Below are 23,961 nucleotides of genomic sequence, written 5' to 3'. Positions count from 1 at the left end.
GACGCTAAGGGCGGGAGCGGCTTGAAAGCTCCCGTCCGGGATGGAAGCGCAAGGAGAATCGGAACGGAACGGGATGAGTTGGTGGGAAAAGGTGAGATGGGAAGAGACGCGAGAGAAGAGTGGAACACCGGGTTCACGACGAACGCCGATCAGTTTCCGGATTTCGTGCCGGTCGTCGTGCTGGTCGAGTTCGTCGTGGTTTTCGTTCCCGTGGTGCTCGTGGTCGAATCGCCGGACGTCTTGGTGGTGCTCGTCGTCCCGGACGTGGTGGTTCCCGAACCGTCACCCTTCGTGGTAGTCGTTCCCGAACCGTCTCCCTTCGTGGTAGTCGTTTTGGAATCGTCCGTCGTGGTCGTCGTTTTCGACCCTTTCCCGAGCGCGGCGTCGAGTTGTGCCTTCGTCTTCTTCGGTGACACAGTCGGCGCGGTCACGGTGTCGCCGACGACGATGCGGGGGACGCGCGTGATCGGGATGTCGTGTACTTGGTCCATCGTTTTCTCGATCTGGGACTGGTACTTGTCCGACTCGATGATCGAGGCGATGTCCGAGCGGTCGCTCACGTCTGCCTTCTCGGCCAGGTTGAGAAGCATCTCCGTCGTCGCCCACCCCGGCGCGCTGTTCTGGTTTTTGAACACGGTACCGAAGTACGTCCAGAACTGGTCGGGGTCCTGATTCCAGACCACCAACCCGGCCCGCGCCGCACGGGGTGAGTCGGGACCGTGGAACCCTTCGCCGTCCTCGTAGGCGACGGCGCGGAACTCGATCGCCACGTCGCCGGGTTTGACGTACTTCTCGATGAGTGTCGGTAGGATGTCGAGGACGAAGTGACGCGTGTAGGGACACTTCCACGCGCCGTAGAACCGAGCCGTCACCGATGCATCTTCCGAACCCATCGTCGCATACTTGTACTCACCTGCCTTTTCCGGGCGTGACACCGCCTGATAGGCTTTCGGTGCGGGTTCGAGGTCTTCGGGGTCCACGGGGTCGACCTCCGATGTGGTTTCCGTTTCGGTCTCCGTTTCGGTCTCCGTCTCCGTCGTGCTCGACGTCGGATCCTGAATGGTCTCCGTCGTCGTCTGTGCGCCGTTCCGTCCGCCCGAATTCTCCGAGGAGGCACCGTTCTTCGAAAACGCCGAGCAACCGGCGAATCCGACCGTCAGGCCCGACCCGATGAGTCCGAGCACTCTTCTTCTATCGTCTCTCACTGTCATACACGAAGCGATACTCAACCTTCGTTAATAGGTCATTAACGGCTGAATGAATGGTGTACTAAACGAAGAGATTCCCCCCGTGAATTCATCGGCCTCCCGATCATTCAATAGGCTCAGGGGTCGACCGATTGTGGTGGCCGACGACCCTCCTTCGCCGCCAGAAACTCCTCCTCGTTCGGGGAGAGATCACGGGCACGATACACGTCCAATCCGTCCTGATAGCGCTCCGTTTCGGGTTTCGGGTGTTCCAAGACCAGTTCCGCCAGTCCCGTCTCCTCGCCGGTGAATCCGAATCCCGCTCGATAGAGCGCGTGGTACGCGTAGGGGTTGTTTACCGCGATTTTAACACGCTGATAATCACGCTCGTGAATCCGCCCCGTCGTGAATCGCGCGAGTTCGGAGCCGATTCCCTCGCCGCGGCGGTCGGCGTGTACCGTCACGTACCGAAGCCACATCGTCCCGTCGTCGGTACGGTCCTCGTTGAACGCGATAGCGGCCACGAGATGGTCGTCGCCGTAGTTCACCGGAAGTCCGGCCGCATCCCGTGAGACGCGGGCGACGGCCTTCCCCGTGTTCGACATCACGAACTTGCCCGCGTAGCTGAACCGTTCGTAATCGAGTCGCAGTTTCGGCCCCTCGTCCGGCCATCCCAGTACCGCGTACTCCATGTTCATCCGTTTCGGCGCGACCCACATCCCTCCATCGGGTCGGTGGTTCCGCCGTCGAATTTTATGCGATGGGTCGCGTTCATCCGATATGTCCCCCACGAACGGCGATATCGGTCACTTCGACCGCATCGCACGACTGTACGACTACTTCTCGCCCGATTCGGATTACGATATTTTGCGCGAAGGCCTCCAACAGGCCGAACGACCCATCGAGCGAATCGCGGACGTAGCGGGCGGAACGGGCCGGGCCGTGCGCGCGTTCGACGTGGACGAGCGCTTCGTCGTCGATGCCTCCTCGGGGATGCTCGAACAGGCACACGCACGCGGACTCGACTGCGTACGCGGGGATGCGACCCGACTGCCGCTCGACGCCGAATCCGTCGATGCTGTCGTCATCTCGGACGCACTCCATCACATCGGCGACGCGAAGGCGACCCTTTCGGAAGTCGAGCGCGTGCTGCGGCCCGGCGGCGTGGTGATCATCCGCGAGTTCAATCCGGCGACGGTTCGGGGCCGGTTGCTCGTCCGTGGTGAACATCTGCTGGGAATGCGGTCGTCGTTTTTCACGCCGGACGAACTGGCTCGTCTCCTACACGCGGCGGACCTCGTCCCGCGAGTTCGGGGCCGTGGCTTCGATTACACCGTTGCGGGTATCAAACGCACATCGGGAACGACATAACCCCGGCCGTGCAACGAACCGTATGAGCAGTGCGTTCGTAACTCGGCGATTCGACCGCTCGGGAACGACGGCCGGACTCTTCATCGGCGATATCGTGGTTCTGTTGGTGCTCTTGGCAGTCGGAAGCCTTCGCCATCACGATCCGATTTTCCAAGAACCACTTTACTTCGCTAACACCGTCGCACCGTTCCTCATCGGGTGGTTGATATCCGCGTTCGTGGTCGGCCTGTACAGTTCCCGCGCCCGCCGGTCGGTTCGAGTCTCGGTGCTGTTCGCGGACGGAACGTGGATCACCGCCGCGCTCATCGGTGCCGCACTCCGCGCGACGTCGTTCTTCCACGGCGAGTCACCGGTCAGTTTCGTCCTCGTGATGCTCGGCTTCGGCATCCTGTTTTTGACCGTCTGGCGAATCTTGGCCGGGGTTACGTTCGCGATTCGCTAACGCAGTCACTTTGCCGTCGCCGAACGCCGTGGCCCGTAGCGTAAAGTGATTCCCGGTTGTCCTCCGTTCCTGATGTCGTCCATTCCATCCGAGTTCCACGAACTGTTCGAGAAGCCCGTCTTCGCGTACTTCGCCACGCTCACGCCGGAGGGACTGCCGCACGTCACCCCGGTGTGGGTCGATTACGACGCCGACGAGGACAGGGTGCTCGTCAACACCGAACGCGGTCGGCGCAAGGAACGAAACGTGCGGGAGAACCCGAAGGTCGGGATGGGAATGACCGACCCGGACAACCGCTATCGGGCGCTGTCCGTCCTCGGCGAAGTCGACGAGATGACCGAGGAGGGTGCCCGCGAGCACATCGACGAACTATCTCAGCGCTACACGGGGGAGGAGTATCAGCCGGAGATTCGGACGACGCGAGTCCTGCTCAAAATCCGTCCGGACGAGGTAATCGCCCACGGCGGGTGACCGGAAACGACGAAAATAGCGTTTTCACGCGGCGACGCGCCGGTACTCGACGTACGAGTATAGCATGAGATAGGCCGCGACGAGAATGACCGGGCCCACCATGAGGTAAATCGCATACCGAGGGACAAACGCGCCGAGGATGGCGATGATTCCCGCGATTTTGAACAGCGGCCCCGCACGCGAGTGGGTCTTCTTCCACACCCTATCGTCCGAGAGCGTCCACGGCGTCCGGACGCCGATGAACCAGTTCCGCTCGACGCGGCTCATCAGCGCGCCGATGAAATAATACAGCACGCCGATGGCTGGCGACAGCACCATCGTGAAGTCGAATCGGTAGCCGAGGTTCCAGAGGACGATCAGCACCTGCATGTACAGCATGAACGCGACGAACAGGACGATGAACAGATCGTAGTACCGCCGGAACTCCGCGATGTTCTCCCGGAGCGGGTCGATCCGCGGAATCGCGGCGAAGAGCACGAACAGTCCCGCGGTCATCGTCGGGACCAGGAACAGTCCCCACAACTTCGGCATCGTGCCGTCGGCGTTCCCGCTCGCGTTCCAGTGGGACGCGATTTGGTCCGGCATGCGGGGATAGTAGTACACGCCCAGGGCGAACGAAACGACGACGAGTGCGAGCGCGACGAAATACGATTTTCTCCCCTTCATGGTGGATAATAGTTCGTATTCCCTCATAAACTTACGCGGGTTTCCCCAAACCCAACTCTGATTGTTATCCGGTTGGTCGGTTGCGCCATGAGTACTACCGATGTCGATTATTCTGCCCGCGCCAAGGACGTGCTCGGGTTCTCCAGATGGTGGCAGGTCGCCGCCGCGGTCGTGATGATGGGGTTGGTCAGTCCGTATCAATACGTGTGGTCGTCCCTCCGCTCGCCGATAGCGAATCGCCTCGCCATCGATCCTGCGGCGCTCGGCGCGGTGTTCACCCTCTTCGTCATCTTTCAGGCGGGGTCACAGTTCCCCGTCGGTTGGTGGCGCGACAGACACGGCCCACGGGCGCTGACGCTCCTCGCGGGAATCCTCGCCGGAGGTGGCTATCTCGCCTTGTCCCGCGCGACGAGCGTCTGGCAGTTGTATCTCTTCTACTCGCTCGGGGCCATCGGGGTCGGTATCGTCTACACCGTCGCGGTGAACACGGCGCTGAAGTGGTTCCCCGACCGGCGCGGTCTGACGACCGGGCTGGGGACGATGGCGTTCGCGGCGGGGAGTGCGCTCGTAGTTCCGTACGTGCGCACCAACGCGACGGCGTCGAGTTACCCGGGCGTCCTTTGGAACATGGGGTTGCTCATCGGTATCGGAATCCTCGTCGGAGCGGTCGTGCTCCGCGACCCGCCCAAGGGATGGCTCGAAGCGACGGCCGACGGCGGCGACGAGGCGACGGAGATGGTTTCGGGCCCGCAGTACACGTGGCGCGAGATGGCCGGAACGTGGCAGTTCTGGGTGATGTACGTGATGTTCGTTTGCGCGAGCGGGGCGGGGTTGATGCTGACCGCGAAGGTCGTCTCCTTCGCCGAGCACTTCGGGCTGGCGGCGATGATTGCAACCGTTTCCGCCATCGTACTGCCGCTTTCGGGTGGCGCGGGGCGGTTGATCGTCGGCGACGCGTCCGACCGGATCGATCGGGAGCGCGCGATGGCGGTCTCCTTTTTCCTGTGCGGCGTCGGTCTGTTCGCCGTCGTCTGGTTCGCCAACGTGAACTCCGACATCGGGTTCGTCCTCGCCGTCATCGTCGCCACGTTCTTCTGGAGTCCACAGTACACGCTGTTCCCGAGCGTCGTCGGCGACTACTACGGAAGGGAACATTCCTCGGCGAACTACGCACTGCTCTACTCGGGGAAGATGTGGGGTGGCGTGTTCGGCGGGGCAGTTACAGGGTTTCTCGTTACGGCGATGGGATGGACGGTCGCGTTCCTCATCGGCGGTGTTCTCGCAATCGTGGCGGCGCTCGGCGCGTTGCTCCTTCGTCCCCCGACGCACGACTGATCGGTGAATACCGCCGTTCGATCGTCGACCATCGACGCCCTATCTCAATTATCCCTGGTAATCCTCCCTCGAGGAATTCAGACAGCACCTATCATGTGCATCGTTAACATGATTTTTTGGCAGAATGAATTACTCTCGAGCATTACTCTCCCCACAGAGAGTGCAGAATTCTCGGTTTTCAGGCCCTGTATCTTGATGGCGTCTCTATAAGTTATGAGAATGTAACCGGTGGTTTCCTTAGAGCATTCTCAATCCATACAGGAATCAGCTGCTTCGCCTATGGGAAACAGTTATATACCTATACCGCATATTATTGAATACATTATGACTGGATACTATGACCTCATTCTTGGCCTGATCCCACTCGCATTGGTCGGTGTAACCGGAGCGTTCAGCATCGCTGGACTCGCGCTAACGACCGCTGTACCCCTTGGAGCGTTCGTTTCCGTGCTCCTCATCGGACACGCACTGTTCGTAAACGGCCCCGTCGATGAAGCATCTGCCCCGAACCCCCAGTCATCCGCGCCAGTCAATTCCGCTGAGTAATTTTCGTCCCTCTTTTCCCTCTCCTTTCTCCGTTCGTTTCACGTTCGCAGTTCATTTTCACCCTTCATTCCCGACGGCTACCGTCTCCGTTCCTCAACGGTTTTGTCGCTGGCTTCCGTTCGTCCAGCCATGACCGAGACGCTGTTTTTGACGAGCGACGACGTCGCTGGACTGGCAGAGATCGACGAGTTTGTCGATGCCGTGCGTGACGGCTATCGTCAGCGAGGACTGGGAGCGCCCGCGAAGCCCCGGACGACGCTGGTGAACGACGAACCGGCGGGGATGCTGACGAGTTACTCCGCAATTCTCCCAGAAACGGGCGCGATGGGCGGCTACATGTATCCCGCCGGGTTCGGCGCGGGCGATGCGTGGTTCATGACGCCGCTGTTCGACGCCGAGACCGGCGAACCCCTCGCGCTCATCGACGGCGCGAGCATGAATCCGTTCAAGACCGGTGCGGCGGGTGCGGTCGGACTCGACGCACTCGCGCGAGAGGACGCAACCTCGCTCGCGCTCATCGGTACCGGGGCGCAGGCACGCGGACAACTGAAAGCGGCGATGACGGTCCGGGACATCGAAACCGTCTGGGTCTACTCGCCGACGAAGGAGAACCGGGAGTCGTTCGCGGGCGAGATGAACGAGGCGTACGACGCCTCGGTCGCCGCCGTCGCCAGCAGTGCCGCGGCCGTCGAGGACGCCGATATCGTCATCACCGCGACGACGGCCAGCGAACCGGTGTTCGACGGCGACCTGCTCAAGGACGGTGCACACGTCACCGCGATGGGTCAGTATCACCCGAAAAAGCGCGAACTCGACGCGACGACGATAGCGCGCTCGACGTACGTCCCCGACCTGCGGGAGCGCGCGACGTCGGACGCGGGGTCGTTCCTCCTGGCGATGGAGTCGGGCGACGTGACGGAAGAGGACATCCACGCCGAACTCGGCGAGGTGGTCGCGGGCGAGAAACCGGGCCGTGAGTCGGCCAAGGAGATCACCGTCTTCGACAGCGGCGGAACAGGCATCGAAACCGTCGCTTCGGCGTACATGCTCTACGAGAAAGCCCGCGAGGAAGGGTTGGGCTCGACGATTTCGTTCTCGCCCGCGAGCGAGGCGCTGACCGGCGAGTAGTTACGACCGCGAACCGACCCACGCGCCGAGCGCGACGCCGTACATCGCGTGTCCGGCGTGGAAAATCATGGATTCGTCCTCTTCGAGAGCCATGTCCAACAGTCGACCGAGCATGACCCGTTCCCCGAAGAGGGAGAGCAGGAGGCCGTAGCCGAGACCGCCGATTATCCCCTCCGTCTCGGTGTCGAGTGCCGAGTTCGATCCCTCCCCAAACGCGACGGCGAAGAGGCTACCGGCGAATCCACCGTACAGGAGATGAAGTGCGATCGAACCGGCCGGATGGTCGTTCGGTTCGCCGCCGAGGAACTTCGCGCAAAACTCGGCTGTCGGCGGGTACGACAGCGAAATCGACTCACGGAACGCCGTCATGACGACGGTACTGAAGAGTCCACCGACGAATCCAGTTGTTGCGTTCGAAGCCATGGAATAGGCTCACGGCGGCGGTACGAATAGTCGTGATGGCACACCGAATCGGCTATTACACCGACCAGCCGAACTGCTCTTTCGCCTTCTCGACCGCGCTTTCGACCTTCTTTTCGAGTTCGTCGATGGAGCGTTCGACGTAGTGGACGCGTTCGCGTGGAACGCGTCGGACCATGTCGTCGCCCTCGTCGTTGACCCCGACCTTGATCAGCCAGTGGTCGTCGAAGTAGACGATGTCGTCGTTCTCGGCTTCTCGTTCGATTACCTCTCCCTCCGGGTCGTCGTAGACGATGGTCGCCGTGCCCGTGTCTGGCATCTCTGGCATCGTTCGTGCCTGCGGAGAGTGAACGGAAACTTTCTTTGGCCGTTTCCCTACTCCTCGCCCGCCCGCCGACGGATGTCGATGCGATAGTCCGAGAGCACGTCCCGTCCGAGGATGAGCGGATGACGCATGTGGCTTCGGTCCTCCACGCTGGCCGTCACCCTGTGCCACCGTTCGCCGATACCGATGTCCACGTCCACCAGCGGCCGCGTCTTGCTCGCCTTCCCGCTGCCGAACTTCACGGCGGCGCTGCTCTTGATGGGACCCGCGCCGACCGCTGACGCGAGGTCGATACCGATGCTCGTTCGGGTCGCACCCGTGTCGGCCTTGGCGATGACCGATTCCGACGTCCGCATTCCGTTGACGACCACCCGTTCCGTGTAGCCGACGGTTCGGTGGCGGTTCGTTCCGCCCGATCGACGTGGTTTACAGGCGGGAACCGAATCGTCCAGCGCTTTCGCGATCTCTCCGACCTGCCCGGGGGCCACCTCGCCACCGGCCCGCTCGATCGCGTACCGGGCGACGTACGGGGCCGCGCTCTTGCCGGTCGCGTCGAACAAGCCGGTGAACCCCGCCGTCGGGTTTATTTCGAGGACGTACCAATCCCCGCGCCACTCCATCACGTCCACGCCCGCCACGTCGAGACCGAGGGCGTGTGTCGCGTCGAGGGCGATGGACCCCACTTCCTTTGGGAGTTCGTCCGTCACGTCCTCCGGGGTGCCGCCACGCGCGACGTTCGTCCGCCAGTCGCCGTTCGGGGCCAACCGCCGCATCGCGCCGACGATCTCGTCGCCGACGACGTACACCCGCACGTCGGACTGTTTGCCCTGTTGGTCCAGAAATCGCTGTAGGAACGTGTGCCTGTGACCGACGACCGGCGTCGGTCGCTCGTTTCGCGCCACCTTCCACGCCGCGTCACCGTGGGTCCCGATACCGGCCTTTTGGAGCATCGATCCGCCGACGTACCGACTCCCCTCGGCAAACGTGGCGGCGGACAATCCCAGATACGAATCCGGCGTTCTCACGCCGTGGTTGGCGAGTCGAACCGCTGTCGCGTACTTGTGAATCGCCGTCAGCACGGCCGAAGGTGGGTTGACCATCGGCCGATGCCCGGCGAGCGTGTTGGCGATTTCGAGGTGTTCGAGCGGATGTTCGGCGGTCGTCAACAGCAGTCGGTTGACGACGATGTCCACGTCGGGGTCGAGTCGCGGTTCGTCCCCGATGATCTGGACGCGGGTGTTTCCCTTTCGAAGCCAGACGGGGACGTGACCTAGATCGTCTATCGCGTTCAGAATCGCCTTCGTCTCCTTGCTGTTGTGAAAACTGAGGACGCCGACACGAACGGATTCGTCGTGTGGAGAAGACCTTCCTTCGCCGAGAGGAGTCATAGCTTTCCTACGCGAGGGATGGGCCTGTCCGTTTCGTCGGTACGAAACCCTGAGAGGTTCGAGAACGGTCGTGTTACAATCCGAGCGCTTTCATCAGCGGAATGCCGCTCGCCAGCGCGCCGACGAGGTAGCCGCCGATCGCGCCGCCGTTTAGGAGCGGCAGTCCGGCGTGTGCTCGGCCCTTCATCACCATCCACAGCAGGACGAGTAGTCCGGCTATCGTTCCGATCATCGCGGTCAGCGCGGGCAGGTTGAGCGCGATTCCGGAGAGGAGCGCGTTCGCCGGGGAGAAGAAGGCCGCGCTGGCGACCATCACGGTCGGCATGACGGCGTCGCCGAGGCCGATGAAGAAGGCGTCTCGATTCGGTTCCCTTTCATCACCGACCGCGTCGCCGAGGCTCTCGGGATCGTCGAACTCGCCGTCCCCATCGCCGACCAGTTCGTCGTCGTTCTCGCTGACCGCGCCTTCGCTCGTCGCCTGCACGGTGTCTTCGAGGAACGAATAGGAGAGCGACAGCGGAATCACGAGGATAACGGGTATCTTCAGGTCCATCACGCCGGAGGCGAGCGTGAGCATGTGTTCCGTGCCGTAGACGCTGATGGCGTCGTAGACGGCCAGCACGGCGAGCAGGAGGATCGCGGGGAGCAAACCGAAGCTGATACCGAACAGCCCCGCCGACCCGGCACCCATCAGGACGCCCGCGGCGTCGATGACGTACCATTCCGGATACACCGCCAGCGCGAGTGAAACGAGCGCGGCGAAGACCCACGCGAGCACGTTGACTTGCGAATCGGCGACCGTCACCGTGACGACCGCCGGAATCACGACGCTGAACACGTACAGCGAAATCATCCCGCTGGTGAGGATGATGACCGCGCGGAGGATCCACTGCACGCCGAGTTTGATGACGACGAGCATTCCCGCCGTGAAGACGAGGATGACGCCGATGTAGACGAGGCTGTTCGTCGGGTCCGACGGGTCGCTGACCGTCTGGTAGCCCGCCGTCTTGAACGGCTTCACCAGCGCCAGCGCGCCGAGCTGCACCGCCAGAAAGATGGCGACGGTCAACCCGGACGCGAAGAACTCCCGCGTTCGATTGTCCATGTCGGGAGATAGAAGTGACCCCTCTTTGTGGTTTTGGGTTCGTCGGATCGATTAGGGGTTTCAGAACCGAACGGAACCTTACCGGGCGTAGAGTTTCGCCCCGACGAGCGTCGGAAGCGGCGTCTCGTCGTCCGGTGACACCGCGACGTAGGGCTGGGACACCGGCCCGAACACGTCCACGACCCGTCCGACCGTCGTCAGTCCTTCGTCCACCACCATCGTTCCGATGTCCGGGTACTCCTCGCTCGGCGAGCGAACGATGGCCAGTCCTTGGGCCGTCCGGACGACCTGTCCGAGTCGCTGCATCACTCGCGCATGGCCGTGACGTATGCGGCGACGGCCTGTACGACGTCGTTCTTCGCGGAATCATCCGCGTTCTGTACCAGCACGCGTCCGCGTTCCTCCCATCCCTCGCGGGAGTACGCCTTGTCGCGTTCGATCACCGTGTCGTAGCCGACTTGCTGTACCGCCCGTGCGATTTCGTCCACCGTCGGTTCCTCGACGGCCATCCCTTCCGGTACCCGTCGCCCTTGTCCGCGAGTCAACCCCGCGTCGATGTAGGCGGGCCAGATGACTATTTCGACCATACCGTCACTCCACAGTCCGGCGTTAAACTCCTTTTCGTGTCACGCCGACGAGGAGGGGTTCGTGGAGGGGGAGTGGTTTTTAGTTGCAATCAGTATGAAATCGGTAGAACTAGCTTACCTGTGATACACGCTACTCCATCCCAGTACTTGCACCCTCTGTAAAACTGCCAAACACGTCTATGCAAAACGGTAACTGCGAAAAACGAAAAATCCGTTCAGAACCGCCGCGTCAACAGTCCAATGAGTCCTAGTGCCACGACCGCAATCGGAATGCCGAATCCGGGTTGGCCACCCGATTCGCTCGTGCTGGTGGACGAACCGGCGGTGGTCGTGGTTGTCCTCGAATCCGAGGCGGTCGACGTCATCGTCTTCTCGGTCGTCGTCGTGACGTTGGCCTTCTGATAGGCCTTCGGGTGGAGCGTCTTTGCCAGTTTGGCTATCGGTTTGACGATCTGCGGGGCGGGCTGGCTGACGTAGTTGGGGTTCAGCGAGACGGTCTGGTTCTTCTTCGCGGCGGGGGTGCTGCTGTAGGCGTCCGGAACCTTCGCGCCCGTCGAGACGATGAACCACTGGGGTTTCTGCTTGACGACGACCTCGTTACTGATGGGCTGGTAGCCGGAGATTCCGGCCTCCGCGGCGACGTTCGTCCCACCAGCCTGCGTGATGATGGTGTCCATGAACGTGCCGTTCCCGGCGGTGTACCCGCCGCTCATCACGTACATGACTGAGGGACTGTCCTCACCCTCGACGGCCTGATGGACGGTCTCGATTCGGTCTTTCATCCACGAGACGGTCTTCTCCGCACCGCCGCACTCGCCCGTGAGCTGGCCGGTGAGGTTCGTCTTGGCGTAGATGTCGTCGATGGATTTGGCCTCGCGGAACTTGTAGACGGTCAGTCCGGCGTTCCGGAGCTTTTTGACCGTCTCGTCGGAGATGACGTTCGGGGCGAGGACGAGATCGGGATTCAGCGAAACGACCCTCTCCGGGACGACGGCGGTCATCCCGGCACCCGAAACGTTCGTCTTCTCGCTCGCGCCGTTGAGGTACGCCGAGTACTTCGACACGCCGACGACCTTGTCCTTGCCGCCGATCTTCCACATCGTCTGGGCCGCGCTCGGCGAGAGCGTGACGATCCGCTTCGGCTCTTCGTTTATCGTCACTTTCGCTCCCGTCGCGTCGGTTTTCGTGACCGGGAACTTGCAGGTGGTCTGTGCGTCAGCAGCGCCCGCGACGCCCGCACCGACGCCAGCCCCGAGGGAGCTGACGACGACAGTAACGAGCAACAGCGCCGATAACAGTTGGTGTCTCATGTAGTCGGCACGTCGGCCGTATTCAATAAATATTTACCTAAAGCAATTTCACTTTCAGATAGATGCGATACGGGACGCGAGTGACGACGTGGTGTGTGGGGTTGGTAGCGGCGCTGGTCGCCGTCGTGTTGGTGAGCGCGGCCATCGGCCCGACGTCGCTCTCGCCGCTCGTCGTCGGAAAGGCGCTGCTCAACGCGCTGGCCGTCCCGACCGGAATCCGGTTTGTGAGCGGGGCGCTCACCGTTCCCGGCGGACTCGTCATCACGTTCCCCTCCTTCGATCTGCAGTACAGCCACCTCTTCTCCTTCGCCGTCCCGGAAACCGCCACGATCATCGTCATGCGACTCCGGATGCCGCGAATCGCTCTCGCCGCCGTGGTCGGATTCGCCCTCGCCACCGCGGGCGTCGTGATGCAGGGCTTCTTCCGGAATCCGATGGCGGACCCCTCCATCATCGGCGTCTCTTCGGGCGCGGCCGTCGGCGCGGTGGCGACCATCGCGCTCTCGATTTCGATCCCGTTCGCGCTCCCCGTCTGTTCGTTCGTCGGCGCGATTCTCGCGGCGTTCGCCGTCTACCTGCTGGCGACCCAGAACGGCAGAACACCCGTCGCAACCCTCCTGCTCGCTGGCGTCGCGATCCAAACGCTCCTCGGCGCGGTCGTCTCCTACCTCCTGCTCCAGAGCGGGCGGAGCCTACGCGAGGCGGTGTTCTGGTTGATGGGCCACCTCAACAACGCGTCGTGGACGAAATTCGGAATCGCGCTTCCCGTCACGGTTCTCGGCTTCGTCGTCCTGCTCTTTTTCGCCCCCGACCTCAACGTCCTCCTGCTCGGCGAGGAGGACGCTCACAACCTCGGCGTCGAAGTCGAACGAACCAAGCGACTCCTGTTGACCGTCTCCAGCGTCGTCACCGCCGCCGCCGTCGCGGTTTCGGGCGTCATCGGCTTCGTCGGCCTCGTCGTCCCGCACATCATGCGCCTGTTGGTCGGTCCGGACCACCGAATCCTGCTCCCGACCAGCGCGCTCGCCGGTGCGGTCTTTCTGGTTGCGACGGACACCGTGGCCCGGTCCGCCGTCGGCGCGGCCGAACTCCCGGTCGGCATCGTCACCGCCTTCCTCGGCGCGCCCTTCTTCCTCTATCTCCTGCGGAAACGCGAGGTGCGCTCGCTGTGATCCGAATCGAGGACGTGGCGATAACGCTCGGCGACAACGAAATCCTCAGCGGTGTCAACGCGACCATCGAGGACGGGCAGTTCGTCGGCCTCGTCGGGCCGAACGGCGCGGGCAAGACGACCCTTCTCCGCGCGATGAACGGCGTTCTCACGCCGGATTCCGGCCGCGTGGTCGTTTCGGACGACGCAATCGACGACCTCTCCTCGAAGGCCGCCAGTCGCCGCGTGGCGACGGTTCCACAGGACACCACGTTATCGTTCGATTTCTCGGTGCGAGACGTGGTCGCGATGGGCCGAAACCCGTATCGCTCGCGGTTCGGCAGCGAACTCGGCGACGGGGCGAACGATGACACGAGCGCCGCAACAGGAACCGACCTCGTCGAGCGTTCGATGGCCCGAACCGAGGTTTCGGAATTCGCCGACCGTTCGATCACCGAAATCAGCGGCGGCGAGCGCCAGCGCGTCCTGCTCGCGCGGGCGCTCGCACAGGACACGCCCGTCCTCCTGCTGGACGAACCGACGGCCAGCCTCGACATCAATCACCAAGTCCGAACCTTCGAACTCGTCCGCGAACTCGTCGCGGACGGGAAAACCGTCGTCGCCGCGATTCACGACCTGAACCTCGCGGCCCACTACTGCGACGAACTCCTGTTGCTCGCGGGTGGATCGGTGCTCGCGTCCGGACCGCCGACGGAAGTGCTGGCCGAGGAGACGCTACGCGAGGCGTTCGACGCCCGTGCGGTCGTTTCCAGCCATCCGGTCACCGGTTCGACGTACGTCACCGCGCTCCCCGACCGACCCGCGCAAAACGGGGGAACGGGGGAAACGGGTGGTCGGATACACGTCGTTGGCGGCGGTGGAACCGTCTCCCGACTGCTCTACCTGCTTTCCGCGGCGGGGTACGAGGTGTCCGTCGGCGTGCTGAACGAGGGGGATTCGGACCTCGAAACCGCCCGGCTTCTCGGACTCGACGTCGTCACCGAAGACCCCTTCGCGCCGATAGGAACGGAAGCGCGGGAAGCCGTCGAGCGACGAATCCGCGAGGCCGACGTGACCGTCCTCGCCGACGTGGAAATCGGAGCGGGAAACCTGGCGAATCTGGAGGCGGTCGCGGAAGCCGACTCGGTCGTCGTCGTGGAAGAACGACCGTTCGCGGAGCGGAACTACGCCGGAAGCGACGCGGCGGTGCAGTATCGATCCCTCTGCGAGCGGGGCGCGGTCGTTGCCCCCGACGACCTCCTCTCCACCGTCTCCAGGGTGATCTGAACGATAGCCGATTCGGATTTTGTCGAGAGGGTACCAGTACCTATTCTTGTCAGCTCACGACCGCGCTACATCCCGTTCGTCCGTCGTTTCTGCAGCAACTCGAACAGCATGAGACCGGCGAAGACGCTCGCCGCGAGCATGACGATGGCCGCGATACCGACCGGGACGGACGGCGCGACGACGACGGCGGTTCCGAGCAGTGCGCCGGACACCAACGCCGTGAAAAACCGTTTGATGCCGGTGAAGGAGGCGAACTCCCGGACTAACGTCGGGTCGAGACCGACGACCCGTGACCAGACGACGTACAGAGAGACGACGAGGAGAAACGAGAGGACGGCGACACCCAACAACAGAAAGAATGCGTCTAACTCCATTCGTTCGACCCTGTTGGTACTCACGGTGTGATACTGGAGTATAAGTCTATCGAACGATATGAAGAGAGATGAAAGCAAGGGAGGGGTGGTGCAGTGTGGGGGTCTACGGTATCTCGGTATGAGAACTTACGTGAGAGGTTTGGTGACACTTTGGAAGGAAGCCATCCTTCCGCCAGAGCCTCTGGCACCGCCGACATACGCGCGCTCACACTGACACACTGACGCGCCCGAGTCAGGAGTTGGGCGCACTTACTTGTAGTACACCCCGTACCTTTGTTATACGCCAGCTAAACCCCCGAACAACCGACCTTATACGGTGATGAAACCCAACAGTCGGGGGGTTGTTTTTATCAGTCTTCCAACCCCAGGTCCTGTATGAATCTCGCTGACTGCTCGGTGGTCGTCGTCGGCAGCGGCTTCGGCGGCCTCTCGACCGCGTGCTATCTCGCCGACGCTGGCGCGGACGTGACGGTTCTCGAGAAGAACGAACAGCTCGGCGGCCGTGCCAGCAGGCTCGAAGCGGACGGCTTCCGGTTCGACATGGGGCCGTCGTGGTATCTGATGCCCGACGTGTTCGAGCGATTCTTCGGCCACTTCGACCGAACGCCGAGCGACTACTACCGACTCCAGCAACTCGACCCGCATTATCGTATCTTCTTCAAAACCGACGACGAAACCACCGACTCCATCGACATCGTTCCCGATTTGGAGCGAAACAAGGAGCTGTTCGAATCGTACGAGGACGGGGCGGGCGAGGCCCTCCAGCGCTACCTCGATAAGTCCGAGGAGAGCTACGACGTCGGGATGGAACACTTCGTCTACACCGACCGCTCCCGGTTTCGGGATTACGTCTCGATGGACGTGGCGAGGAACGCGCGCGGTTTGAACCTCCTCGGGTCGATGCAGGAACACGTCGAGGGCTACTTCGAGAACCCGCGACTCCAGCAGATCATGCAGTACACGCTCGTCTTCTTGGGCGGGTCGCCGAACAACACGCCCTCGATTTACAACCTGATGAGCCACGTCGATTTCAACCTCGGCGTCTACTACCCCGAAAACGGCATCGGCGACGTCGTGGACGGCATCGTCGAACTCGCGGAGGAACTGGGCGTCGAGTTCGAAACCGACCACGAGGTGACGGACATCACGGGCAACGAGGGCGACTTCTTCGTCCACAGCGGCGATTCTCGAATCGCGGCCGACTTGGTGGTCAGCGACGCCGACTACGCCCACACCGAACAGGAACTCCTGCCGCCGGAATCCCGCCAGTACGACGCGGATTACTGGGAATCGAGAACGTACGCGCCCTCGGCGTTCCTGTTGTATCTCGGCGTCGAGGGGGACGTCGAACCGCTCGCCCATCACACCCTCGTCCTCCCCGAGGACTGGAATTCACATTTCGACGAAATCTTCGAGGAACCGGCGTGGCCCGCCGACCCGGCCTACTACCTCTGCGTGCCGAGCAAGACGGACGACTCCGTCGCACCCGAGGGGCACAGCAACCTGTTCGCGCTCGTCCCCATCGCACCCGGACTGCCGGACGGCCCGGCCATCCGCGAGAACTTCCGCGAGAAAGTCCTCTCCGACATCGAGACGAACACCGGCGTCTCGCTCCAGGACCGCATCGTCTTCGAGAAGTCGTTCTCCGTCTCGGAGTTCGCCGACCGCTACAACAGCACGAAGGGGACGGCGCTGGGACTCGCCCACACGCTCATGCAGACCGGGCCGATGCGCCCCCGCCACCGCTCCTCGAAGATTGACGGCCTCTACTTCACCGGGTCGTACACGAACCCCGGCATCGGCGTTCCGATGTGTCTCATCGGCGGCCAGCACACCGCAGACGCCATGATCGAGGATTACTAATTTCGACTATCAACCGATGCTCGACTATCGACCGATGATCCGCTCCCTACTGAAACTGTCGCGGCCGCGATTCTGGCTCTACCTCGCCGGGCCGGTACTGGTGGGCCTCGCCTACGGCGCGTCATCGCTCGGTGATCTGCTCTCGCCGGTTTCGCTCGCCCTCTTCGTCTATTTCCTCCTCCCTGCGAACGTCTTCCTCTACGGAATCAACGACGTGTTCGACGCGGACATCGACGAGGAGAACCCGAAGAAGGACGAGCGGGAAACGCGGTATCGGGGCGACCGGACGGTTCCGGTCGCGGTCGCGGTCTGTGCCCTCCTTGGCCTCGGGTTCCTCCTCGTCACGCCGCCCGCCGCGTGGCCGTGGCTGCTCGGGTTTCTCGTCCTCGGCGCGGAGTACTCCGCACCGCCGCTACGGTTCAAGACGACGCCGATCCTCGATTCAATTTCCAACGGGTTGTACGTCCTTCCCGGCGCGATGGCCTACGCCACGCTGTCCGGGAGTCAGCCGCCGTTCCTCGCCGTCCTCGGCGGGTGGCTCTGGGCGATGGGCATGCACACGTTCTCGGCGATTCCCGACATCGAACCCGACCGACGGGCCGGGATTCGAACCACTGCAACCATCCTCGGCGAGTCGAGAACGCTGGCGTACTGTGCGGCCTGCTGGCTGGCCGCGGCGGGGCTTTTCGCGCTCCTCGACGTACGAGCGGGCGTGCTCCTGCTGGCCTACCCCCTCCTCGTCGTCGTGTGGGTCGCCCGCGACGTGACCATTTCACGGGCCTACTGGTGGTATCCGGCCATCAACACAGTCGTCGGGGCCGTGTTGACGATGGGCGGCCTGTGGGGTGTGCTGCATGGATAGCGGAACCGATTGGCGGGAGATGGACAGGCGGGAAATCGAAACACGGATTTCAGCGCTCGTCCGCGAGAACCGGTTCACCATCGCCGTCGTCTTTCCGCTCATCGGGGCCGTGATGTTCATCGTGGGCACCGAGCCGTGGGTTCCGGCGTGGCTCGCACGGAACCCGTTCCTCATCATCTTCGGCACGGTCGTCATGCGCTCGCCGCTCGTCGCCGGACTGTTGCCGCTCATCGACAGACGGGCGGGTATCGCACTGCTGCTGCTGACGGCGTACACCTACCTCATCGAGTTCGTCGGCGTGACGACGGGGTTCCCGTACGGGCAGTTCCACTACGTCCTCGAACTCGGTCCGATGCTGTTCGGGACGGTTCCGGCGGGGCTTCCCGTCTTCTTCTTCCCGCTCGTGTTGAACAGCTACCTGCTCTGTCTCCTCCTGCTCGGTCCGCGCGCGGACTCGCGGTTCGCCCGCTTTGCGGCCTCGCTCGCCGTCGTCGTCGTCATCGACCTCGTGTTGGACCCGGCGGCCGTCGCGCTCCGGTTCTGGACGTACCCCGGTGGCGGCATCTACTACGGCGTCCCGCTCTCGAACTACTTCGGTTGGGTCGTCAGCGGTGCTATCGCGGTCGGATTGGTCGAACTCGGTTTCGACTGGCGGGCGCTCCGTGACCGTCTCGACTCCTGTGAGTTCATGCTGGACGACATGGTGAGTTTCGTCATCCTCTGGGGGGCGATGAACGCCTACTTCGTCCACTGGCTCCCCGTCGGGGTCGCCGTCCTGTTGTTCGTCGGCCTTCGACGGATCGACCGCTTCGACTTCGCCGTCCTCCGTTCGGTCACCCCGTCCCGCTGAGCCGGAAAAATCAGTTCCCGCGTCCGAGGAGTACACCGAGGACGAGGCCGACGCCGATCGCCATCAGCGTTCGCCGGGATTCGGAAAACCGGACGAACCGCGTACCGTCCGGCGTGATTTCGAGCGCGCCGACCGGTTTCGCCGTCGCGCCGCCACCCATTCGACTGCTTCCCCCGCCGCCGAAACCACCGAACCCGTAGCCGACCTTGGCGATCGGAATAATAGTCCGATTCTTGAGACGAATCGGAGTGCCGTACACGGTTTCGACGCCGACGTTCCGACGGAGTTGCTGGAGAAATGCCTCCAGTCGCTCGAACGCGTCCATGTCGTTCGCAACCGACGGGAGGGTCAAATGGTTTTGCATACTGACAGCCTGCGCGCCGAACCGCGGCTATTTTCCGCTATATAGACCACTTAGCGACGCTTTTTTGCGAGCAGTGTCTCTCACGATCCGTGGCGCACCCAACGTTGACGTGACAAATCCTGCCATCACCCATCGGACAGCACCATACCTGCGGTTGCACCGTTGCCCCTTGTCGTCGCCAACGACTCGCCGTGTGACGGTGTTCGACGTTCACGAGGTTCTTCGGAACCTCGCGCCACACCCACCAATTGTCACACCCCACCCCCTTTTCGATCCCTTTCACTTCATGGACGCTTCACTCGTCACGCTCCGCCGTTTCTCCCGTCCCGCTTTTCCAACCGCTCGATACGCCCCTGGGCGAGCAGTCCGGCACCGAGCAACCAGCACCCGACGCCGACCCCGAGCAAACCGAACGAGAGCCGTGATCGCGGCCCGTGAAGGGCCGTGTCGCTCGGGGCGGTCCGCACGAGCACGGCGAGTGCGGCGGTCACCGTCCGTGTCTGCGAGACGACGTCGGAAATCCCGACGATAACGACCGGAAACGAGACGACGAGGAGCGCCGCTCCCAGTACGGTACAAACCGTCCCGACGGTGCCGAGGGTCGCCCGGTCGAGCATGACAACCCAAGAAGACGGTACGGAGGCTCTTAGCGTTCAGCGTCGGTACGTCCGGCGATACCAGACGGCGAAGCCGAGAACGAGAATCAACGCTCCTCCGGCGAAAAAGAGCAGCCCCGGGGGGATTCCGGCGCTCGCCGCGCTTTCGGCGACCGTCCGCGTTGTGCTCGTCGTACTCGACTGCATCGTGGACGTCAGTTGATCCGAAGCCGTCGTGGTCGCGTGATGCACTGCCGTCGTCGTGTGATCCACCGTTTTACTCAGGGTGGACGTCGCGTTGTCAGCCGCTCCGCCCGCGTTATGGGCGGTCGTGCTCGCGTGCGTCCCGCTCGCGTGCGTCGTATCGGGTGCGCTACCGCCCGCGTTGTTGGCGTGCGTCGTCGCCGCGCTATCGGCACCGTTGTCGGCGTTTCCCCCCGAAGTGCTGTCACTGCCTCCGGAGCTCAGGGTCAACGTTCCGAGAAGCGGTTTGCCGTCGGCGAGTCGCTGAACGACGAGGCTCGCCAGTCCGAGGACGCCGATTCCGCCGAGCAGGTTCTTGAGGGCGGACTGTAGCCCTCCCGTGTCCGATTCGTTCCCGGCGAAGAGGACGAGCGGTTCGGCCGTCGGGGCGTACACCTTCATCTCCCGACCCTTCTCGGAGTAGGCCGTGTCCGCGACTTCGACGAGGTTTCCGTCCTCCAGTTTGCCGAGGTGGTACTGGGCGTTTTGAAGGGAGGTATCGACGCGTTCGGCGATGGTGGCCGGGGTCGCCGGTTCCTCGTAGAGGGTGGCGAGGATGTCCCGGCCGGTTTGTGAGGAGAGGGCGGCAACTAACGCGTCCGCATCTTCGCTGTCGACGCCGACGACCCGCGGGTCGCGGTCCTCGTCCGCGACGGAATCGACGGTGGAGGGCAGGAAGTCGACCATACCCTATCATTCCAAGGGGAGACTATAACTTTGCACGACACAGGTGAATCCGGTATCTTATTAATCCACCCTAAAAATACACCATCCGGTAAGCGAAGGCATGGACGGCGACGAACACTCGTTACGCGCACTGCTTCAGATTCTCGCGGAACCGCGTCGGCGGTACGCATTGTATCATCTCCGACGGCACGACCGGACGACCGTTACGCGCCTCGCGGACAGCGTGGCGGGGTGGATGGATGCTGAACAGGACGAACCGCTCTCCGGGCAGGAACACGTCCACATCTACACCGAACTGCACCACACCGACATCCCTCGACTCGTCGCCGCCGGAATCGTCCACCTCCACGAGGACGAAGAACGGGTCAAAGTCGTCGAATTTCCGGAGATTCTGTCGGACCTACTCGACGTGACGCTCGAATTCGACGACGGGGCGATGTGAACGCCCGCGCTCGATTTATACACCTGCTAATACGAGGTTCCGGTGACGGGGGATTCAAGGCCTACTTTTACATCCATACGAGTATGAGAGCGTTCGCTCCGGGAAGCGTGACGGCGGTGTTCGCACCGGCCGAATCGGGCGACGGATCGAAAGGCGCGAGCATGGCTATCGAGGACGGAATCGTGGCCGACGTTCGGGAGGCCGACCGAACCGAGATATTGCTGGACGGCGAGCGGACCGACTTCGAACCGGTCGCCGGAGTCCTCGACGGGTTGGCCGTGACGGCGCGCGTCGAACTCGAATCGGCGATTCCCATCGGTTGTGGCTTCGGAGCGAGCGGTGCGGCCACGCTCGCAACGGCGCTGTCCGCGAACGAAACGTTCGACCTCGGGCGCTCGCGCGAGGACCTCGTACAGGCCGCACACGTCGCGGAGGTGAACGCTGGAACCGGACTTGGGGACGTGTTCATCCAATCCGCCGGGGGCTTGATGATGGACGACGGCACGGGACGGCGACGGTGGGAACCGACGAACGCCATCGAGTACGTCTCGTTCGGCGGGGTGGCGACCAGCGAGACGCTCGACGACGCCGACATCATGACGAAAATCGAAACCGTCGGCGGGCGAACCCTCGATTTGCTTCCCGGCGAACCGTCGCTCGAACGCCTGACGCGGGATTCCTGGGCGTTCGCACGGGAAATCGGACTGCCGACCGAACGGGTTCGACGCACCGTGGCCGACGTGGAGGAAACAGGCGGCGCGGCGAGCATGGCCATGCTCGGCGAAACGGTCTTCGCCGTCGGCGTCGAGGACGTGCTTCCGAACCGAACAGAGATTTCGTTCACCGGTGCTGGATTGCTATAAAACGGCGGCACAACCGCTCAGGCAAGTAGATTCATATACTGTGATACCCTCATTTTTCCGTATGGAGTACGAAATTACCAACGGACCGAGCAACGCGATCCTCACCGTGACGCTCGACGCGGACGAGCACATCGAGGCGAAGACGGGTGCGATGGTGAGTCGGAGTGAGAGCATGAAGGCGGACGCCCAAATCGCGGGCGGTGACGGCATCTCGGGCATGCTCTCCCGGGCCATCAGCGACGAACGGGAGATGGTCTCGAACACGTTCACGGCGTCGGTCGACGGTGCACACGTCACGCTCGCGCCCGATATGCCGGGCGACATCATCCCGATCGATCTTCGGGAGACCGGGCGCATCAAGGCCCAATCGGGCGCACCGGTCGCGTGGACGCCGGAGGTCGAACACGAAACTGCGGTCAACGAGGCCGGGAACTTCTTCTCGTCGGGCGAACTGACAGTCCTCGCCCTGAAGGGTGACGGCATCGCATTCCTCTCCTCGTACGGATCGCTGTACGAGGTCGATATCACCGACGACGATCCGCTCGTCGTGGACGAGGATCACCTCATCGCGTGGACGGACGGGTTGAACCTCACGCGCAAAACGGACGGCGGGATCAAATCCTCGATCCTCGGCGGCGAGGGGCGCGTGACACACTTCTCCGGGGAGGGGACGGCGTGGCTCCAGACCCGCGACCCGCTCGTGTTCATGCAGTCGATGTCGAACGGGAACTGACCGATCCCGATTGCCGTCGAATTTTTGTCACTCCGTGGTGTGTCTCTACCGGTTATGTCCGAGTCAGTGGCACACGGCGAGTCGTCGGGAACCGACGGTTCGGCGCACCACGAGGGGAGTCGATGGCCCATCATCGGTGCCATCGGGGCGGGAACGATGTATCTCGGCGCGGCGCTCACGATACTCGGTCACGTCACGGACGTGTTCCCCGAACTCGCCGGATGGGTGATCGCTATCGGGGGATTGGCCGTGCTCGTCGTCGGACTCGGCGGGTGGCTCAATCAGGCCTACATACACGACTACTGGCAGGGGCGCGTGAGCAAGACGAAGTACACCTACGAGGCGACGATGGTGACGTTTTTGCTGACCGACATCGCGACGTTCGGCGCAGTGTTCACCTACTATTTCTTCATCCGGGTAAAACCGTGGCCGCCGACGGAACTCCCCGACGTGTTGAGTTCGTTGTTGCTCGTCAACACGGCCGCCCTCGTTCTGAGCAGTTTCACGCTCCACTTCTCGCATATCGCGTTGGGGAAGGGGAAACGAAAGCGGTTTCTGACCCTCCTCGGCGTTACCGTCCTCCTCGGTGCGGGCTTCGTCGCCGGACAGGCCTACGAGTATTACGACTTCATCTCCCACGAGGGATTCACGTTGACCTCCGGGATGTTCGGGAGCGCGTTCTTCGGTTTGACCGGCCTGCACGGTCTGCACGTCTCGCTCGGCGTGATTCTGCTGTGCATCGTCTTCGTGAGAGCGATACGTGGCCAGTACGGCCCCGACAGGGACTCCTCGGTCAGCACCGTCTCGATGTACTGGCACTTCGTGGACGCCGTCTGGATTTTGCTCGTCGTCGTGCTGTACTTCGGTTCGAGCATTTCCGGATGAGAGGAGTTACGCCGTCCCCCCCGGTTCGACGAACAGGAGTTCGTTGCCCTCCGGGTCGAGCGCGATGACCTCGACGCCGTACTCCCGTTCCTGGGGTTCGGAGACGAACTCGACGCCTCGCTCACGCAGGTCGTCGTACGTCGCGTGACAGTCGTCCACCGCCAACCCTATCATCGGGTTGTGCCCGACGAGATGCGAGAACCTGTCGGCGTCCTTCCCGCCGAACCACGCCGGGGAACGGAGGATGACGTGCACACCGTCCCGTCCGGCGGGAGCGACGGTGAGCCATCTGTCCTCGCCCATCTCGCTGTCCTCTTTCTTCTCGAAGCCGAGCGTTTCGGTGTAGAAGTCGAGCGCTTCCTCCTGATCCTCGACGATCAGCGCGAAGTGGGTAATCCGCGAGATGTGGCCGGTCGATTGCTGTGGCATGGTTTCCCCCGCAGAGATGACGACGGCGAACACGATATACGCGACCCCACGC

The 23,961-nt window shown here is 62.8% G+C and carries 30 protein-coding genes; 15 read left to right on the top strand and 15 right to left on the bottom strand.

The features are described 5' to 3' along the window. Positions 1–149 precede the first annotated feature (149 nt). Both NKF25_RS18270 and NKF25_RS18265 read right to left on the bottom strand, forming a co-directional pair. Positions 150–1,211, bottom strand: coding sequence for a thioredoxin domain-containing protein (locus tag NKF25_RS18270; protein ID WP_253228078.1), 1,062 nt, complete (start codon positions 1,209–1,211; stop codon positions 150–152). 113 nt (positions 1,212–1,324) lie between these two features. Beyond that, entirely contained in the window at positions 1,325–1,879 is a 555-nt protein-coding gene (locus NKF25_RS18265; protein WP_253228126.1) for a GNAT family N-acetyltransferase, read from the bottom strand. 88 nt (positions 1,880–1,967) lie between these two features. Between NKF25_RS18265 and NKF25_RS18260 the strand changes: the two genes are divergently transcribed. The 3 genes from NKF25_RS18260 (at position 1,968) to NKF25_RS18250 (ending at position 3,471) form a co-directional block, all read left to right on the top strand. Continuing rightward, a complete protein-coding gene (locus NKF25_RS18260) occupies positions 1,968–2,558 on the top strand; it encodes a methyltransferase domain-containing protein (protein ID WP_253228077.1) in 591 nt (196 codons plus the stop codon). 22 nt (positions 2,559–2,580) lie between these two features. Next, the gene (locus tag NKF25_RS18255; protein ID WP_253228076.1) at positions 2,581–3,000 is read left to right on the top strand and encodes a DUF3054 domain-containing protein; all 420 of its coding nucleotides are present in this window, start codon (positions 2,581–2,583) and stop codon (positions 2,998–3,000) included. 72 nt (positions 3,001–3,072) lie between these two features. Beyond that, positions 3,073–3,471 (top strand): TIGR03618 family F420-dependent PPOX class oxidoreductase, encoded by a 399-nt coding sequence (locus tag NKF25_RS18250; RefSeq protein ID WP_253228075.1) that lies wholly within the window; start codon positions 3,073–3,075, stop codon positions 3,469–3,471. Positions 3,472–3,495: 24 nt separating this feature from the next. On the opposite strand, the gene NKF25_RS18245 is transcribed toward NKF25_RS18250, so the two are convergent. Next, positions 3,496–4,137, bottom strand: a complete 642-nt coding sequence (locus NKF25_RS18245) for an SdpI family protein (protein WP_253228074.1) — start codon at positions 4,135–4,137, stop codon at positions 3,496–3,498. 87 nt (positions 4,138–4,224) lie between these two features. Here NKF25_RS18245 and NKF25_RS18240 point away from each other — a divergent pair, with 87 nt between their 5' ends. From NKF25_RS18240 to NKF25_RS18230, 3 genes are all read left to right on the top strand, one after another. Then, entirely contained in the window at positions 4,225–5,472 is a 1,248-nt protein-coding gene (locus tag NKF25_RS18240; protein WP_253228073.1) for an OFA family MFS transporter, read from the top strand. Between the two features lie 324 nt (positions 5,473–5,796). After that, positions 5,797–6,018 (top strand): hypothetical protein, encoded by a 222-nt coding sequence (locus NKF25_RS18235; RefSeq protein ID WP_082837779.1) that lies wholly within the window; start codon positions 5,797–5,799, stop codon positions 6,016–6,018. A gap of 129 nt (positions 6,019–6,147) precedes the next feature. After that, complete coding sequence (locus NKF25_RS18230) at positions 6,148–7,146, top strand: ornithine cyclodeaminase family protein (RefSeq protein ID WP_253228072.1); 999 nt, start codon at positions 6,148–6,150, stop codon at positions 7,144–7,146. Here NKF25_RS18230 and NKF25_RS18225 read toward each other — a convergent pair whose 3' ends face one another. From NKF25_RS18225 to NKF25_RS18195, 7 genes are all read right to left on the bottom strand, one after another. After that, positions 7,147–7,569 (bottom strand): hypothetical protein, encoded by a 423-nt coding sequence (locus NKF25_RS18225; RefSeq protein WP_253228071.1) that lies wholly within the window; start codon positions 7,567–7,569, stop codon positions 7,147–7,149. Between the two features lie 55 nt (positions 7,570–7,624). Further along, entirely contained in the window at positions 7,625–7,894 is a 270-nt protein-coding gene (locus tag NKF25_RS18220) for a hypothetical protein (protein WP_253228070.1), read from the bottom strand. Positions 7,895–7,941: 47 nt separating this feature from the next. After that, positions 7,942–9,279: an ATP-grasp domain-containing protein gene (locus tag NKF25_RS18215; RefSeq protein WP_253228069.1), complete on the bottom strand. Its 1,338-nt coding sequence runs from the start codon at positions 9,277–9,279 to the stop codon at positions 7,942–7,944. 73 nt (positions 9,280–9,352) lie between these two features. Next, entirely contained in the window at positions 9,353–10,384 is a 1,032-nt protein-coding gene (locus NKF25_RS18210; RefSeq protein WP_253228068.1) for a presenilin family intramembrane aspartyl protease PSH, read from the bottom strand. A gap of 78 nt (positions 10,385–10,462) precedes the next feature. Next, complete coding sequence (locus NKF25_RS18205; protein WP_253228067.1) at positions 10,463–10,690, bottom strand: Gar1/Naf1 family protein; 228 nt, start codon at positions 10,688–10,690, stop codon at positions 10,463–10,465. Continuing rightward, positions 10,690–10,971, bottom strand: coding sequence for a signal recognition particle subunit SRP19 (srp19, locus tag NKF25_RS18200; protein WP_066142943.1), 282 nt, complete (start codon positions 10,969–10,971; stop codon positions 10,690–10,692). The genes NKF25_RS18205 and srp19 overlap by 1 nt, the downstream gene beginning before the upstream one ends. Before the next feature lie 215 nt (positions 10,972–11,186). Further along, complete coding sequence (locus NKF25_RS18195; protein WP_253228066.1) at positions 11,187–12,281, bottom strand: PGF-CTERM-anchored ABC transporter substrate-binding protein; 1,095 nt, start codon at positions 12,279–12,281, stop codon at positions 11,187–11,189. Between the two features lie 62 nt (positions 12,282–12,343). On the opposite strand from NKF25_RS18195, the gene btuC reads away from it, so the two are divergent. Continuing rightward, on the top strand, positions 12,344–13,453 hold the full coding sequence (gene btuC, locus NKF25_RS18190; protein ID WP_253228065.1) for a vitamin B12 ABC transporter permease BtuC: 1,110 nt from the start codon (positions 12,344–12,346) through the stop codon (positions 13,451–13,453). After that, positions 13,450–14,718, top strand: coding sequence for an ATP-binding cassette domain-containing protein (locus tag NKF25_RS18185; RefSeq protein ID WP_253228064.1), 1,269 nt, complete (start codon positions 13,450–13,452; stop codon positions 14,716–14,718). The genes btuC and NKF25_RS18185 overlap by 4 nt, the downstream gene beginning before the upstream one ends. A 65-nt stretch (positions 14,719–14,783) precedes the next feature. Here NKF25_RS18185 and NKF25_RS18180 read toward each other — a convergent pair whose 3' ends face one another. Beyond that, positions 14,784–15,092 (bottom strand): hypothetical protein, encoded by a 309-nt coding sequence (locus NKF25_RS18180; RefSeq protein ID WP_253228063.1) that lies wholly within the window; start codon positions 15,090–15,092, stop codon positions 14,784–14,786. Positions 15,093–15,467: 375 nt separating this feature from the next. On the opposite strand from NKF25_RS18180, the gene crtI reads away from it, so the two are divergent. The 3 genes from crtI to cruF are packed head-to-tail and all read left to right on the top strand — an operon-like array spanning position 15,468 to position 18,667. Continuing rightward, positions 15,468–16,955, top strand: a complete 1,488-nt coding sequence (gene crtI / locus NKF25_RS18175; protein WP_253228062.1) for a phytoene desaturase family protein — start codon at positions 15,468–15,470, stop codon at positions 16,953–16,955. A 34-nt stretch (positions 16,956–16,989) separates the two neighbouring features. Next, on the top strand, positions 16,990–17,817 hold the full coding sequence (locus NKF25_RS18170; RefSeq protein WP_253228125.1) for a prenyltransferase: 828 nt from the start codon (positions 16,990–16,992) through the stop codon (positions 17,815–17,817). Between the two features lie 19 nt (positions 17,818–17,836). Continuing rightward, positions 17,837–18,667, top strand: coding sequence for a bisanhydrobacterioruberin hydratase (cruF, locus tag NKF25_RS18165; protein ID WP_253228124.1), 831 nt, complete (start codon positions 17,837–17,839; stop codon positions 18,665–18,667). Between the two features lie 10 nt (positions 18,668–18,677). Here cruF and NKF25_RS18160 read toward each other — a convergent pair whose 3' ends face one another. The 3 genes from NKF25_RS18160 to NKF25_RS18150 all read right to left on the bottom strand — a co-directional run bounded on the left by NKF25_RS18160 (position 18,678) and on the right by NKF25_RS18150 (position 20,557). After that, positions 18,678–19,031, bottom strand: a complete 354-nt coding sequence (locus tag NKF25_RS18160; protein ID WP_253228061.1) for a spore germination protein GerW family protein — start codon at positions 19,029–19,031, stop codon at positions 18,678–18,680. A 302-nt stretch (positions 19,032–19,333) separates the two neighbouring features. Beyond that, positions 19,334–19,648, bottom strand: a complete 315-nt coding sequence (locus NKF25_RS18155; RefSeq protein WP_253228060.1) for a hypothetical protein — start codon at positions 19,646–19,648, stop codon at positions 19,334–19,336. A gap of 36 nt (positions 19,649–19,684) precedes the next feature. Further along, positions 19,685–20,557 carry a winged helix-turn-helix domain-containing protein gene (locus NKF25_RS18150; RefSeq protein ID WP_253228059.1) on the bottom strand — a complete coding sequence of 291 codons (873 nt, stop codon included), beginning with the start codon at positions 20,555–20,557 and terminating at the stop codon, positions 19,685–19,687. 100 nt (positions 20,558–20,657) lie between these two features. Between NKF25_RS18150 and NKF25_RS18145 the strand changes: the two genes are divergently transcribed. The 4 genes from NKF25_RS18145 (at position 20,658) to NKF25_RS18130 (ending at position 23,480) form a co-directional block, all read left to right on the top strand. Beyond that, a complete protein-coding gene (locus tag NKF25_RS18145; protein WP_253228058.1) occupies positions 20,658–20,999 on the top strand; it encodes a hypothetical protein in 342 nt (113 codons plus the stop codon). An 83-nt stretch (positions 21,000–21,082) separates the two neighbouring features. Beyond that, the gene (locus NKF25_RS18140; RefSeq protein ID WP_253228057.1) at positions 21,083–21,862 is read left to right on the top strand and encodes a GHMP kinase; all 780 of its coding nucleotides are present in this window, start codon (positions 21,083–21,085) and stop codon (positions 21,860–21,862) included. Between the two features lie 61 nt (positions 21,863–21,923). Continuing rightward, the gene (locus NKF25_RS18135; RefSeq protein WP_253228056.1) at positions 21,924–22,595 is read left to right on the top strand and encodes a TIGR00266 family protein; all 672 of its coding nucleotides are present in this window, start codon (positions 21,924–21,926) and stop codon (positions 22,593–22,595) included. A 54-nt stretch (positions 22,596–22,649) separates the two neighbouring features. Beyond that, entirely contained in the window at positions 22,650–23,480 is an 831-nt protein-coding gene (locus NKF25_RS18130; RefSeq protein WP_253228055.1) for a heme-copper oxidase subunit III, read from the top strand. A gap of 6 nt (positions 23,481–23,486) precedes the next feature. On the opposite strand, the gene NKF25_RS18125 is transcribed toward NKF25_RS18130, so the two are convergent. After that, entirely contained in the window at positions 23,487–23,909 is a 423-nt protein-coding gene (locus NKF25_RS18125) for a VOC family protein (RefSeq protein ID WP_253228054.1), read from the bottom strand. Between the last annotated feature and the right edge of the window lie 52 nt (positions 23,910–23,961).

This window comes from Haladaptatus sp. AB643 (assembly GCF_024136975.1).
GTDB lineage: Archaea > Halobacteriota > Halobacteria > Halobacteriales > Haladaptataceae > Haladaptatus.
The sequence above is the reverse complement of the archived record's forward strand: the minus strand, read 5'-3'. Positions and strand labels throughout refer to the sequence as shown.

What these genes read in the sequence shown, in the direction of transcription:
- NKF25_RS18180 (WP_253228063.1), bottom strand. Translation starts at nt 15,092, where the DNA reads ATGGAGTTAGACGCATTCTTTCTGTTGTTGGGTGTCGCCGTCCTCTCG.
- NKF25_RS18260 (WP_253228077.1), top strand. Translation starts at nt 1,968, where the DNA reads ATGTCCCCCACGAACGGCGATATCGGTCACTTCGACCGCATCGCACGA.
- NKF25_RS18235 (WP_082837779.1), top strand. Translation starts at nt 5,797, where the DNA reads ATGACTGGATACTATGACCTCATTCTTGGCCTGATCCCACTCGCATTG.
- NKF25_RS18255 (WP_253228076.1), top strand. Translation starts at nt 2,581, where the DNA reads ATGAGCAGTGCGTTCGTAACTCGGCGATTCGACCGCTCGGGAACGACG.
- NKF25_RS18240 (WP_253228073.1), top strand. Translation starts at nt 4,225, where the DNA reads ATGAGTACTACCGATGTCGATTATTCTGCCCGCGCCAAGGACGTGCTC.
- cruF (WP_253228124.1), top strand. Translation starts at nt 17,837, where the DNA reads ATGGACAGGCGGGAAATCGAAACACGGATTTCAGCGCTCGTCCGCGAG.
- srp19 (WP_066142943.1), bottom strand. Translation starts at nt 10,971, where the DNA reads ATGGTCGAAATAGTCATCTGGCCCGCCTACATCGACGCGGGGTTGACT.
- NKF25_RS18195 (WP_253228066.1), bottom strand. Translation starts at nt 12,281, where the DNA reads ATGAGACACCAACTGTTATCGGCGCTGTTGCTCGTTACTGTCGTCGTC.
- NKF25_RS18205 (WP_253228067.1), bottom strand. Translation starts at nt 10,690, where the DNA reads ATGCAGCGACTCGGACAGGTCGTCCGGACGGCCCAAGGACTGGCCATC.
- btuC (WP_253228065.1), top strand. Translation starts at nt 12,344, where the DNA reads ATGCGATACGGGACGCGAGTGACGACGTGGTGTGTGGGGTTGGTAGCG.
- NKF25_RS18270 (WP_253228078.1), bottom strand. Translation starts at nt 1,211, where the DNA reads ATGACAGTGAGAGACGATAGAAGAAGAGTGCTCGGACTCATCGGGTCG.
- NKF25_RS18170 (WP_253228125.1), top strand. Translation starts at nt 16,990, where the DNA reads ATGATCCGCTCCCTACTGAAACTGTCGCGGCCGCGATTCTGGCTCTAC.
- NKF25_RS18250 (WP_253228075.1), top strand. Translation starts at nt 3,073, where the DNA reads ATGTCGTCCATTCCATCCGAGTTCCACGAACTGTTCGAGAAGCCCGTC.
- NKF25_RS18230 (WP_253228072.1), top strand. Translation starts at nt 6,148, where the DNA reads ATGACCGAGACGCTGTTTTTGACGAGCGACGACGTCGCTGGACTGGCA.
- NKF25_RS18135 (WP_253228056.1), top strand. Translation starts at nt 21,924, where the DNA reads ATGGAGTACGAAATTACCAACGGACCGAGCAACGCGATCCTCACCGTG.
- NKF25_RS18265 (WP_253228126.1), bottom strand. Translation starts at nt 1,879, where the DNA reads ATGGAGTACGCGGTACTGGGATGGCCGGACGAGGGGCCGAAACTGCGA.
- NKF25_RS18130 (WP_253228055.1), top strand. Translation starts at nt 22,650, where the DNA reads ATGTCCGAGTCAGTGGCACACGGCGAGTCGTCGGGAACCGACGGTTCG.
- NKF25_RS18225 (WP_253228071.1), bottom strand. Translation starts at nt 7,569, where the DNA reads ATGGCTTCGAACGCAACAACTGGATTCGTCGGTGGACTCTTCAGTACC.
- NKF25_RS18125 (WP_253228054.1), bottom strand. Translation starts at nt 23,909, where the DNA reads ATGCCACAGCAATCGACCGGCCACATCTCGCGGATTACCCACTTCGCG.
- NKF25_RS18145 (WP_253228058.1), top strand. Translation starts at nt 20,658, where the DNA reads ATGGACGGCGACGAACACTCGTTACGCGCACTGCTTCAGATTCTCGCG.
- NKF25_RS18210 (WP_253228068.1), bottom strand. Translation starts at nt 10,384, where the DNA reads ATGGACAATCGAACGCGGGAGTTCTTCGCGTCCGGGTTGACCGTCGCC.
- NKF25_RS18160 (WP_253228061.1), bottom strand. Translation starts at nt 19,031, where the DNA reads ATGCAAAACCATTTGACCCTCCCGTCGGTTGCGAACGACATGGACGCG.
- NKF25_RS18155 (WP_253228060.1), bottom strand. Translation starts at nt 19,648, where the DNA reads ATGCTCGACCGGGCGACCCTCGGCACCGTCGGGACGGTTTGTACCGTA.
- NKF25_RS18220 (WP_253228070.1), bottom strand. Translation starts at nt 7,894, where the DNA reads ATGCCAGAGATGCCAGACACGGGCACGGCGACCATCGTCTACGACGAC.
- NKF25_RS18150 (WP_253228059.1), bottom strand. Translation starts at nt 20,557, where the DNA reads ATGGTCGACTTCCTGCCCTCCACCGTCGATTCCGTCGCGGACGAGGAC.
- NKF25_RS18140 (WP_253228057.1), top strand. Translation starts at nt 21,083, where the DNA reads ATGAGAGCGTTCGCTCCGGGAAGCGTGACGGCGGTGTTCGCACCGGCC.
- NKF25_RS18245 (WP_253228074.1), bottom strand. Translation starts at nt 4,137, where the DNA reads ATGAAGGGGAGAAAATCGTATTTCGTCGCGCTCGCACTCGTCGTCGTT.
- NKF25_RS18215 (WP_253228069.1), bottom strand. Translation starts at nt 9,279, where the DNA reads ATGACTCCTCTCGGCGAAGGAAGGTCTTCTCCACACGACGAATCCGTT.
- crtI (WP_253228062.1), top strand. Translation starts at nt 15,468, where the DNA reads ATGAATCTCGCTGACTGCTCGGTGGTCGTCGTCGGCAGCGGCTTCGGC.